This window comes from Fibrella arboris, assembly GCF_041321095.1.
In the GTDB taxonomy this organism is placed as follows: Bacteria; Bacteroidota; Bacteroidia; order Cytophagales; family Spirosomataceae; genus Fibrella; species Fibrella arboris.
Genome location: NZ_JBGGWE010000004.1, coordinates 556,136 through 567,375 on the forward strand (window position 1 = coordinate 556,136; position 11,240 = coordinate 567,375).

Sequence of the window (11,240 nt, forward strand, 5' to 3'; positions counted from 1 at the left end):
GCGGGTTATTATTCCAGCTTTCTGCCGTAAAGCCTGATGTGCCGATTTCGTATCTATCTACGCAGGTGAAGGTACTTATTGGGCTGATTAAAAGGATGTAAATTCCCTTGATAACTGCTCTAAACGGTGCTGGGCTACATTTTTCAACTCAATGATCGCGTCGGAGAGATAAACCGGTGAGTGGACAACCTGGGCTGCTACCATTTGTATCTTCGACCTATTTTCTGGAGAAAAAATAACGCCTGCAAATCCACCAATCCGATTCGACAGTGACTGGTTGGAGTCCGTCAGAACATCTGTCCAGTAATCATATTCTAGCTGGGCTACTTTACGATTATTTTCTGGCGTATTTTCCATTGCCAATAAGGCCTGTACATCAGGCCGATTGAAGAGCTCCCCAATGGCAGCTTCGCCAAATCCTGAATTCGATGTTGTGAGGAAGGAGCCTAGTCTAACCAGACCGATACCATAATGTACCCCGTACCCCACGGTTCCATAAGGAAACTTTGCAGTACCCAGGTAAGCGCCTAGACGACTATTCCTATTTTCGGCTGATAGATCACTCCCCTGACTGCCTTCCATCATCGCACTTGGGAGTGCAGAAACAACGCCAAGTCCAGGAATTACTCCCACCACGTCGAGCAGCGCGTGCAGGCCTTCGCTGAAGGCACTGGGTTCGTCTTTTTCTTTGGTCTTCCCTTTAGACGGCGGGGCCACCTGCTGCTCAGCAAACGTCTCGCCGGCGCCGTGGCTTTCCAGGGGCCAGTTGTTGTCGTGTACAATGGCCCCCACGGCAATGCGCTGCGGACTCAGCCGCACGTGCAGTTGGAGGCTTCCCCCGCCGCCCGCCCCCGGCACAAAATTGGTCTGCAGACCAATGCAGTAGGCGTTGAAAAAGGAGATGGTCTTCAGCGTGGCGCGGGGCGAATCCTGCATCAGCACGATCTTGCCGTCTTCCTGCATGGTGGGCGAGAACATCCACTGGTGCAAAAAGGGCTGATCGGAGCCCGGCGAGCTGAGCACACAATCGATGGTGCCGCCCAGTGTTGGCGAGGCTGGTCGACCCAGCGAATCGGTTTCCTGATGGATGCTCAGCTCATAGGCCAGCAACGGATACTGTTCACTTTTGACGTCAAGAAACGCATAGAAAGATGCCATAATTGCCAATTGGCTGAGGTTGCCCGAGTACAGGCCGGGCCAACTTCCGATATTAGGCAATTCTGGTTGTTTCTCTGTCGGCTCAGTAGCCCATTTGAGTTAGCGGTCGGCACCCTTAGCCAGCCAAAACCTACTGCGTCTGTTTGGCACTAAAGAATTCAAACGTACCCAACACAAAGTCCAGAATGCCGGTGGCGTGGGTCCGGCCCGGTAGCCGAAACAGGGCGACATCGGCAGCGCCCTGCTTTGTCATGGCGTCATAGGCGTTCTGGGTATTGAAATAAAATACTGTATTGTCGGCATCGCCGTGATACAGGCGCGTGGGCGTCAGCGGTTTCCAGTCGTGAATATCGTTGTCCTGCACCGCCCGGATAAAATCAGCGTCGGTGCCGTTTTGAATCGCCTGCCGGAATGTATCGGTCAACGCTTCGTTGAAGCTCACGTTGATCAGGGCTTGCCGTCCGTTGGCCTGCACCCGACTGGCATAAGGCTCTTTAAAGTAATAGGTTGCCGGTCGGTTCAGGCCATATACCCGATCGTATGTCAGCAACACCCACAGATACAGCCGGTTGTAATCGACGCTACCCTGGGTACGTGTATTCACGATGTAGCGCATAAAGGCAGGTTTATCGTAGGCTCCCGCCCCTACGCTCGACGCCATCAGGTTGAATTCAGTGGCGGCTTCTGCCTCCAGCTTTTTCTGGAGCGCCAGCGTCGCATAGCCCCCTTCGGAGTAGCCCGCCGTGAAAAGTTGCTGATTCCAGTTCACTTTTTCATTGGCCAGAAACTCCCTGGTGGCCCGCAACATAGCCAGCGAAGCCGAGGCGAGCGTCTGGTTGTGTTCGTAGGGATGAGGCAGGTTGTTCGACGCGCCATAGCCGATGTAGTCTGGTGCTGCTACAATGTAGCCCACCGAGGCGAACACCGAGCCAAACGAATAAGCCTCACTACTGCTCCGGTAGTATGACGGAGCCTGATCGTCGCTGCCGATGGTACCGTGTTGCATGCTCAGTAAAGGCAACGCCTGCGTAGTCTGAGGTACCAGCACCGCCCCCGAGGCCACAATGACGCGGCCGTCAGTATTGGTGGTACGGTAGGTGAGGCGGTAGACCTTGATTCCATACTGAGTGAGTAGCCGGAGAAACGAGGTTGCCCCGTTATAACGTCCCTTCAACTGGTCAACGGTATACGTGCCTAGTAGCTCCGAGCTGACAAGCGCAGGCAGCTTTGGCGCGGTGGCAACATCCGAAGGGGCCGCCTGGCGGCAAGCCGACGGCGCTAAGGCTGCCAGCCCAAACAGGGCCGATAACAGCAGGATTTTGATCATGAGACGTTGAGTGATTGTCAGCTAAAAAACACGTTCCTGAGCCCTTGCGTTCAGTTTGGCGAGTGATGTGCATCCAGGAACAGAAGCCTGAACAGAAGCTAGCTGTTGCCCTCAATCGGTGGCAAGAAATCCGTCCTTTCCATAAATTATACGGTCAATCGTAAGCCTTTGTCTGAACTGGCCAGTTTCTTATTCAGCGTATTTCACACGCTCATTACAGGCAGTTGCAGCATGCATCCAAACTCGTTTGATCAGCCAAAATCCATAAATGATCTGGTGGCTTTTTTATTCAACCGGCGCGAGACGATACTCAACAACTGGCGCTCAGCTTGCGAAGCAGACACATCGCTCAAGAAGATATCTATCCTGTCGCGTGAGGAGTTCAACAACCTGATGCCGGTCCTGCTCGATAGTCTCGAGCAGCAGTTGCTGGGCAAAAAACCACCCGTAGACCCAGACACAGCCGCCAGAGCCCATGGCTTGCACCGCTGGCAAAAATCGCTTGGCTTGCCGGAACTGTTAAAAGAGCTGCATCATCTCTCCACACAGTTAGTCAACGAGTTAAGGCTCTACAGGCAACTATTCCCGCAATCTGACCCAGATCTGGTTTTGGAAGTCCAGCGGCAGATGATGGCCCTGATGAACGACATAGTGTCGGGTAGCTTATCTAAACACGATGAGCTTCAACGGCTTCAGGCAGCTGACCGCGCCGCTAGCCTGGAAGAGGCATTGCAGGAAATGTATGACCTATCCCGGCAGCGAGGCGACATGCTGCGGACGTCGTCTCACGATCTGCGGAGTAGCCTTGGCTTAAGTAGGGGAGCTGCTTCCTTGCTTCAGCTGGATAATTTAAGCGAGGAAGACAGGAAACAGTCTATCGACATGCTTAACCGCAATCTGGCTCATGTTGAATCCATGTTGACAAGCCTGATGGATCTGGCCCGGCTTGAAGCGGGCCAGGAACCAATTCATCTGGAGGCGTTTAACGCCGCCCAGCTTTTAAACGAACTGGTAGCCAACGCCCAGCCCAAGGCTGCTGAACGGGGTATTATCCTTCGCGCCGACGGGCCAGCTGCATTACCTGTTAAAACAGACCGAATCAAGATTTACCGCATTGTTCAAAACTTGCTCATCAATGCATTGCTGCATACCTCAAGCAGTGCAGATAAGCCAGGTATGGTCTCTGTCTCTTGGTCGGCAGAAAATGATTGGCGGTGGGGATTTAGCGTCCAGGACTCAGGGCCAGGTATGCCTACCCAGCTAATGGAATATTTCCACCAGCAACTCAGGCCTATTGTTGAAGAAACCAGCGTGCTATCGCCGGCAGAAGGGCAGCCAGTGGCTTCGGTACCGAATGAAGAGCATCAGATTCCGTCCGGGCCACTGCTAAACGAGTCGGCCCCAGGATCAAAAGAAATGGGCGAAGGGGTGGGCCTGCAAATTGTGAAACGACTTTGCGAACTGATAGGCGCCAGTATGGAGATTGAAAGTATCGAGGGGAGAGGCACGTTGTTTCGCGTTCGCCTGAACACGCATACACCCGGTATCTAGCTCCACTGCTACGGCAAAAAATCAGGCCGCTGATAAGCTGGATCAGGGTACGTATAAAACCCTTCGCCAGTAGTCACGCCCAGCTTTCCCTGATCAATAAATCGCGCTTTCAACGGCTGGGCAGCCCGCTGCAGCATTCGGTCACCTGTTTTATCGGCGTTCAGCTTCGTAATGGTATAGGCCGTTGTCAGCCCCACCATATCATACATGGCAAATGGGCCTTTCGGCGCTCCCGTTGCCTTCATCCAGGTCTTATCAATGGTCTCCGGGTCGGCAATTCCTTTCAGGTACAACTCAAGGGCGGCCCGCAGGAAAGGCATCAGCAAGGTATTCAGCACGTAGCCCGGCTGTTCTTTATAGATCGGTATAGCCACCATCCCGATTGACCTGGCAACGTCAACAACGGCACTGAACGTACCTGGGTCGGTACCAGGGTGACCCATGATCTCGGCCGTATTGTTTTTCCAGATTTCGTTGGCAAAATGCAGCGCCAGAAAGCAGTCGGGCCGCCCCGTTTCCTGCGCAAACAGGCTGGGCAACAACGTCGATGAGTTGGTGGCGAAGATGGTTTGGGCGGGCGCCACCTGGCCTAGCTTCAGGTAGAATTCTTTTTTGAGCTCTACATTTTCCGGGATGGCTTCAATGGCCAGGTCGGCCAGACTGACTGCCTCAGCCATATTGGTTGAATAGGTTAGCCGTTGCAGGGTTCCGTCGATCGCCGCCTGCGATGCGCCCAGGTCCCGTTTGTATTGTTCGCCAAGCGCCAGAAACCGGTTTTTTGCCGCAATGAGGCGTTCGTCGCTGATATCGTTTACCGTTACGGTATGCTGATGAAAGGCGGTTTGAAAAGCAATCTGGCTCCCTAGTACACCAGCGCCAAAAACCGCAACATGCTGAATCTCCATTACTCTATGACACAGGTTGACTCCCTATCTAACCAGCCACAGGAAAAGCGAATTCGGCCACAAATAAAAAGTAAGTGAACGGCCCAGGCTCATCCCGTAGCGACGATACGCTACGTCTTGAATCGGTACAGATAGGGGGCTTTATGGGGCGTTCCGGCGCGTCGTTCAGACAGGCGCTCCAGTTCTCCCGATCCGATTATCTTCTTGTAGAAATTGCGGGCATCGAGTGAATAACCCAAAATCGTTTCGTACAGCCGCTGCAGTTCAGGAATGGTAAACGTTTCGGGCAGTAAGTGATTAATTGGCTGATCATCCATCTGCTTTCGCAGCGAGTTCAGGGCAACGTCGATGATGTTGTTATGGTCAAACAAGAGCTGGGGCACGTCGTCGATGGGCCACCAGCCGCATTCGTCGGTCATGAAATCAGGCGTGGGTACTACCTTCGAGTGTTCTACCAGCGCATAATACCCAATCGAGATGGTCCGTTCCGACCAGTTCACGGTTTGAATGGGCAGTTTAGTACGCGCCCAGGTATCTTTCTGATCATACCGATCCGATTCGCCAAAGACGTGAAACTGTTGCAGATACAGTTGGTCGAGCCCAGTCCGTTCCTGCACTACACGCTGTGCTGCCACATCAACCGATTCGGCTTTTCGAATAAAACCGCCCGGCAGGCTCCACTCTGTCGTATTCTTCCAGCGGAGCAACAATACCTTCAGCTGGTTTTCATGAAAGCCGAAGATCACCCCGTCGATCGACAGGTAATGAATACACTGCTCAGATACCTCCTGATAATACCGGACAGCCGGATGGTTATAATCAATCATAAAATTTTACCACAATAATAGGTATGGATTCCCTGCCAAATCCTTCTTTACGTACTTTTGACGTAAAGGTATAAGTTACTCGTATACGTCACCACACCTGTCGATTTATCAATTCGTCACTGCCTGTATTCTATGCGCTCGATTCCTTTTCTCATTTGTCTTTGGCTGCTGACCGTGCCCAAACTGGCCTATAGTGCTAAAATTGACACCCTCGACGTACCCAGCGCCGCCATGAAGAAGCCCTTGCGGGCAGCCGTTGCGTTACCCGACTCGTACAGTACAGGAAAAGGCAATTTCCCCGTGCTTTACCTGCTTCATGGTGGTGGCGGTCAGTTCAGCGACTGGCTTAAACAAACACCCGACAAGCAGTTGGTGCAGAAACTGGCCGACCGCTATAACCTCATCATTGTGATGCCCGAAGGCGAGCGGCTGAGCGGATACCTGGATAGCCCGGTCCAGAAAGACAACCTGTTTGACACGTACCTGACCAAAGAGGTCATCGACAGGATCGACAATACCTACCGCACCATCCGCGACCGTAAGGGGCGGGTGATCACCGGCCTGAGCATGGGCGGACATGGCGCGCTCTATCTGGCCACGCGCCACCCTGACCTGTATTGCGCGGCGGGCAGCATGAGCGGGGCACTGGATCTGAACCAGGCCAACTGGCGGATAGCCCCCGAATTTGCCAAACAGATCGAACCGCAGTTTACCCGTATCCTGGGCGCCCCCGGCTCAACCCCCGATCATTACGCCGCCAACTCGGTGGTGAACATGGTGGATAAGATGAAAACCAACGGCCTGAAGCTGATCGTCGATTGTGGCGTCGATGACTTCCTGATCGAGCCTAACCGCGAGTTGCACCGCCGGCTGGTCTACAGCAAAGTGGAACATGACTACACCGAACGGCCCGGCGGCCACACCTGGGATTACTGGCAGAATTCGTTGCCGTATCATGTCCTGTTTTTTCAGAATGTACTGAAGTCAAACGGCTCGCTGGCTCAATAATACATGGTCAAGACCTTCACAATCAGGCCAATTCTCGTTGCACTTGGCCTGCTGCTGGCGTTTCCGACGCTGGCGGCCAACGTTGATACGCTCGACGTACCCAGCGCCAGTATGAACCGCACGCTCCGGGCGGCGGTGATCCTGCCCGACCGCTACGGGAAAGCCAAAAAACAGGCTTTCCCGGTGTTATACCTGCTCCACGGCGGCGCGGGTAACTTTCGGGACTGGCTGACCAAAACACCCGACAAAACGCTGCTGCACCGCCTGGCCGATCAATACAACATCATTATCGTGACGCCCGACGGTGACCCAACGAGCTATTACTTCGATAGTCCGCTGGTGAAAACGAGTCAGTTTGAAACGTTTATCTCGAAAGAACTGGTCGACCGGATAGACAAGGCGTATCGTACTGTTGGTAACAAAAAAGGGCGAGTCATTGCGGGCCTGTCGATGGGTGGTCACGGGGCCATGTTCATTGCCAGCCGCCATCCTGATCTGTACGCCGCCGTTGGCAGCATGAGCGGCGTCATGAATATCAACACGGCCACCTGGAAAGTACCCGCCGATTTTGCCAAGTCACGCGCCGAGAATCTGGCCCGATTACTAGGGCCACCCCAGGAAGGCAATACCCCCTACCCCGGTTTCACGATGGTCACCCTGGCCGATACACTCAAAGCGAATCACCTGCCGCTTATCCTGGATATCGGCGTTGATGACTTCCTGATCGAGGGCAACCGCGAACTACACCGGCAACTGATGGCCAACCAGACCCCACACGACTATACCGAACGCCCCGGCGCCCACACCTGGGACTATTGGGAAAACTCGTTGCCATACCATCTGCTATTCTTCCATAAAATCCTGAAGGCCAACCAGGTCACTGTTCCTTGAATCTGCGCTATGAAACGACCACTTAGTCTACTCGTCACCCTGCTCGGCATCGCCTCGTTTACACCTGCTGTACCGGAAGTAGAGGTAGTAAAGATTACGGGAGGCACCGTGTCAGGTACGTTGAATGCAGCCGGCGACGTGCACATCTTCCGGGGTATTCCCTTTGCGGCGCCCCCGGTTGGCGACCTGCGCTGGAAAGCGCCCCAACCCGTTAAACCGTGGACGGGCGTTCGGAAATGCGACGCATTTGGGGCCAGCCCTATCCAGGGGGCACCCAATCCGTTTGGTCCCTGGAGCGCCGAGTATTTGATCGCAAAGGAGCCGATCAGCGAAGATTGCCTCTATCTGAACGTCTGGACTGGCGCTCAATCGACGACCGAAAAACGGCCCGTACTGGTCTGGATCTACGGTGGTGGATTTGGCAGTGGCGGTGGCAACGTACCAATCTACGACGGTGAGGCAACCGCCAGGAAGGGCGTCATATTTGTCAGTGCCAACTACCGGGTTGGGCCGTTTGGCTTCTTTGCGCACCCCGAACTGACGAAAGAATCGGGCACGCATGGATCGGGCAATTACGGGCTGATGGATCAGCTTGCGGCGTTGCACTGGGTGAAGCAGAATATTGCGCAGTTTGGCGGTGATCCCAGCAACGTCACCATTGCCGGGCAATCAGCGGGGTCGATGAGCGTGAATTGCCTGGTCGCTTCACCCCTGGCCAAAGGCCTGTTTACCAAAGCCATTGCCGAAAGTGGTGCCAGCCTGGCCCGACCGATGGCTACGCTGGCGCAGGCCGAAGAAAGCGGTATGAAGACGATGCAGGCGCTGGGTACGTCGTCGCTGGCGGAATTGCGGGCCAAACCAGCCGCCGAGCTATTGCAGAAAGGCCAGGGCAGTGTGCGGGGCCCCATTATAGACGGATACGTGCTGCCGCAGCCGATGGGCGAATTGTTCAGGGCGGGTCGTCAAAACAGGGTGACGCTGCTGACGGGCTGGAACGAAGATGAAGGCATGTCGTTTGGCCCGCCCAAAAATGCGGTCGACTATAAACGGCAAATCAGGCAGCAATACGGCGCCGATGCCGAAACGATGCTGATCCATTATCCGGGTGAGACCGATGCACAGGCAGCCGCTTCGCAGAATAACCTGTCGCGCGACCAGATTTTTGGCGCGCAGAATTACGGCTGGGCCAATCTGGAAAGCGGCCAGGGCAAAAAGGTCTATGTGTATCGATTTAGCCGGAAGCTGCCCGCCACGGGTGAATACGCCCGCTACGGCGCGTTCCACACGGGCGAAGTGGCCTATGCCTACGATAACCTGAAGTTCATTGACCATCAACTCCGGCCACTCAACGCGACCGATGATGAACTGGCCAAAACCATATCGGCCTACTGGGTCAATTTCATTAAAACGGGCAACCCCGACGGCAAAGGCGTGCCACACTGGCCAGCCTATTCAGGCGCCGACAAGCAAATTATGGTGCTGGGCGACAAGGTTCATGCCCAAACATTACCCGACGCTGCCTCGCTCGATTTTCTGTTTGGCCTGATGAGCAGGCAGTAAGGAGAGTGCTGCTTCGGACTATGGGTTGCTTTCGCCTGGCCCCACAGCGCGAAGGCATCACATACTACCCCAACCCATTAAACACCTATTAGTTAACAAACCCCTACTCACAGTACTCACTTACCCCAATCAATGAAAACGCAATCAATCCTATTCTCGCTGGCCATTCTGGCGTTGCCATCCTTGGCCGTTGGGCAGGCCTCCAAAGTTGCCCAGACGCCCGTTATGGCGGGAAAAGACATCGCCGTTGTTCCGACCGAGTCCGGTAACGTGAAGGGCTACATCCACAACGGGACGTTCACCTTTAAAGGCATTCCCTACGCCAAAGCAGCGCGGTTCATGGCGCCTACCAAACCCGATTCATGGACGGGCGTGCGCAGTTCCATGACCTACGGCCCGGTTTGCCCGATGGATGCCACCACGACTACAAATGACGAGATTGAATTTCCATTTCACCACGATTGGGGCTACACCAACGAGAATTGCCTGAGTCTGAACGTCTGGACACCCGAGATCAACCAGGCGAAAAAACGCCCCGTTATGGTGTGGTTCCATGGCGGTGGCTTCACGGCTGGCTCATCGGTGGAACTGCCGTCGTACGATGGCGAAAACCTGACAAAAAAGGGCGATGTGGTCGTTGTCACCATAAACCATCGCCTGAACGTACTCGGTTTTCTGGACCTGACTGCCTATGGCGACAAATACAAAAACTCGGCCAATGCGGGTCTGATGGATCTGGTAGCCTCCCTGCAATGGGTGAAGCAGAACATCGCCCAGTTTGGTGGTGACCCTGATAACGTCACTATTTTCGGGCAGTCGGGTGGCGGCGGCAAGGTGACCAGCCTGATGAACGCACCCTCGGCCAAAGGGTTGTTTCACAAAGCCATTGTGCAAAGCGGTAGCTACATCACCAGTTTCACCGAAAAAAGCCTGACACAGCGAGTCAGTGCTGCCCTGCTCGACGAATTGAAGCTGCAACCCGGCCAGATTGATTCGCTCCAGACAATTCCTTACGAGCGCCTGAACGCAGCCAGCAAAAGAGCCCTTCGTAAAGTGGGCGAAAGCCTGAAGGCCGAAAACCGCCCCGCCTTTGGTCTGGGTTGGGGACCTAATCTCGACGGCACCTTCCTTCCGTATCAACCGTCGGATGCAGCCGCAATCGAGCTCTCGAAAAACATTCCGCTGCTGGTTGGCTCGACAAAAACGGAGTTCGGTCCTTTCAGCCCGGCCAACCGGCCAGCAGACATGGACATGGCCAAAGCCAGCCTGAAACAGCGTATGGGCAACAAGACCGACACGTACCTGGCGGCAGTTAAAAAAGCGTATCCTGAAACAGTGCTCCCTGCTGATTTTGTAAACATCGACACTGGGTTTCGGGCTGGAGCTATTCGCCAGGGAAGCCAGAAAGCCGCCGTTGCCGGCGCCGCCCCCGTTTATATGTACCTGTTTTCGTGGGCATCGCCCGTAAATGATGGCATGTATAAGTCGATGCACTGCATGGAAATTCCGTTTGCGTTCGACAATATCAGCCGTTGCGAAGAAATGACCGGTGGCGGAAAAGAAGCCCACGCGCTGGCCGATAAGATGAGCCGCGCCTGGATCGCGTTTGCCCGCACCGGCAACCCGAATCACAAAGGTTTACCAACCTGGCCACAGTACAACGCCGCCAACGGAGCAACCATGCTCTTCGATAATACCAGTCAGGTTAAAAACCATCACGACAAGGAGTTGATCGACGTAGCCACCAGTAAGTCAATGTAGTGAGTGATGCTTTTCATTGCCTGGTTTATAAGTTGTTTGATCTAGCCAATTCGTCGTGTAGCCAACTCGTCGTGTAGCCGCACCGTCGTGTAGCCGCACCGTCGTGTAGCCGCACCGTCGTGTAGCCAACTCGTCGCGTAGCGACCTAATGTCTGTAGTCAAAAGGCCTGGCTGTAGGTATGCCCGTCGCGTAGCGACTTAACCACGCTGAATTGTTAGGTCGCTACGCGCCGGGCATACCTACAGCCAGGC

The 11,240-nt window shown here is 54.5% G+C and carries 9 protein-coding genes; 5 read left to right on the forward strand and 4 right to left on the reverse strand.

The window, feature by feature from the left end:
• Positions 1 to 87 precede the first annotated feature (87 nt).
• Positions 88 to 1,158: a type VI secretion system tube protein TssD gene (tssD, locus tag ACAW75_RS09815; protein WP_370728517.1), complete on the reverse strand. Its 1,071-nt coding sequence runs from the start codon at positions 1,156 to 1,158 to the stop codon at positions 88 to 90.
• A gap of 130 nt (positions 1,159 to 1,288) precedes the next feature.
• Positions 1,289 to 2,485, reverse strand: coding sequence for an alpha/beta hydrolase family protein (locus tag ACAW75_RS09820; protein WP_370728518.1), 1,197 nt, complete (start codon positions 2,483 to 2,485; stop codon positions 1,289 to 1,291).
• Between the two features lie 231 nt (positions 2,486 to 2,716).
• Between ACAW75_RS09820 and ACAW75_RS09825 the strand changes: the two genes are divergently transcribed.
• The gene (locus ACAW75_RS09825; RefSeq protein ID WP_370728519.1) at positions 2,717 to 4,036 is read left to right on the forward strand and encodes a sensor histidine kinase; all 1,320 of its coding nucleotides are present in this window, start codon (positions 2,717 to 2,719) and stop codon (positions 4,034 to 4,036) included.
• 8 nt (positions 4,037 to 4,044) lie between these two features.
• Here the strand turns inward: ACAW75_RS09825 and ACAW75_RS09830 are convergent, their stop codons facing one another.
• Together ACAW75_RS09830 and ACAW75_RS09835 are read right to left on the reverse strand one after the other, a co-directional pair.
• Positions 4,045 to 4,941, reverse strand: a complete 897-nt coding sequence (locus ACAW75_RS09830) for a 3-hydroxyacyl-CoA dehydrogenase (protein ID WP_370728520.1) — start codon at positions 4,939 to 4,941, stop codon at positions 4,045 to 4,047.
• Positions 4,942 to 5,051: 110 nt separating this feature from the next.
• Entirely contained in the window at positions 5,052 to 5,768 is a 717-nt protein-coding gene (locus ACAW75_RS09835) for an NUDIX hydrolase (protein WP_370728521.1), read from the reverse strand.
• 132 nt (positions 5,769 to 5,900) lie between these two features.
• On the opposite strand from ACAW75_RS09835, the gene ACAW75_RS09840 reads away from it, so the two are divergent.
• The 4 genes from ACAW75_RS09840 to ACAW75_RS09855 all read left to right on the forward strand — a co-directional run bounded on the left by ACAW75_RS09840 (position 5,901) and on the right by ACAW75_RS09855 (position 10,988).
• Entirely contained in the window at positions 5,901 to 6,776 is an 876-nt protein-coding gene (locus ACAW75_RS09840) for an alpha/beta hydrolase (protein WP_370728522.1), read from the forward strand.
• A 3-nt stretch (positions 6,777 to 6,779) separates the two neighbouring features.
• Positions 6,780 to 7,667: an alpha/beta hydrolase gene (locus ACAW75_RS09845; RefSeq protein ID WP_370728523.1), complete on the forward strand. Its 888-nt coding sequence runs from the start codon at positions 6,780 to 6,782 to the stop codon at positions 7,665 to 7,667.
• Positions 7,668 to 7,676: 9 nt separating this feature from the next.
• Complete coding sequence (locus tag ACAW75_RS09850) at positions 7,677 to 9,227, forward strand: carboxylesterase/lipase family protein (RefSeq protein ID WP_370728524.1); 1,551 nt, start codon at positions 7,677 to 7,679, stop codon at positions 9,225 to 9,227.
• Positions 9,228 to 9,359: 132 nt separating this feature from the next.
• Entirely contained in the window at positions 9,360 to 10,988 is a 1,629-nt protein-coding gene (locus ACAW75_RS09855) for a carboxylesterase/lipase family protein (protein ID WP_370728525.1), read from the forward strand.
• Positions 10,989 to 11,240: the final 252 nt, after the last annotated feature.

What these genes read in the sequence shown, in the direction of transcription:
- ACAW75_RS09830 (WP_370728520.1), bottom strand. Translation starts at nt 4,941, where the DNA reads ATGGAGATTCAGCATGTTGCGGTTTTTGGCGCTGGTGTACTAGGGAGC.
- ACAW75_RS09855 (WP_370728525.1), top strand. Translation starts at nt 9,360, where the DNA reads ATGAAAACGCAATCAATCCTATTCTCGCTGGCCATTCTGGCGTTGCCA.
- tssD (WP_370728517.1), bottom strand. Translation starts at nt 1,158, where the DNA reads ATGGCATCTTTCTATGCGTTTCTTGACGTCAAAAGTGAACAGTATCCG.
- ACAW75_RS09845 (WP_370728523.1), top strand. Translation starts at nt 6,780, where the DNA reads ATGGTCAAGACCTTCACAATCAGGCCAATTCTCGTTGCACTTGGCCTG.
- ACAW75_RS09825 (WP_370728519.1), top strand. Translation starts at nt 2,717, where the DNA reads ATGCATCCAAACTCGTTTGATCAGCCAAAATCCATAAATGATCTGGTG.
- ACAW75_RS09850 (WP_370728524.1), top strand. Translation starts at nt 7,677, where the DNA reads ATGAAACGACCACTTAGTCTACTCGTCACCCTGCTCGGCATCGCCTCG.
- ACAW75_RS09840 (WP_370728522.1), top strand. Translation starts at nt 5,901, where the DNA reads ATGCGCTCGATTCCTTTTCTCATTTGTCTTTGGCTGCTGACCGTGCCC.
- ACAW75_RS09820 (WP_370728518.1), bottom strand. Translation starts at nt 2,485, where the DNA reads ATGATCAAAATCCTGCTGTTATCGGCCCTGTTTGGGCTGGCAGCCTTA.
- ACAW75_RS09835 (WP_370728521.1), bottom strand. Translation starts at nt 5,768, where the DNA reads ATGATTGATTATAACCATCCGGCTGTCCGGTATTATCAGGAGGTATCT.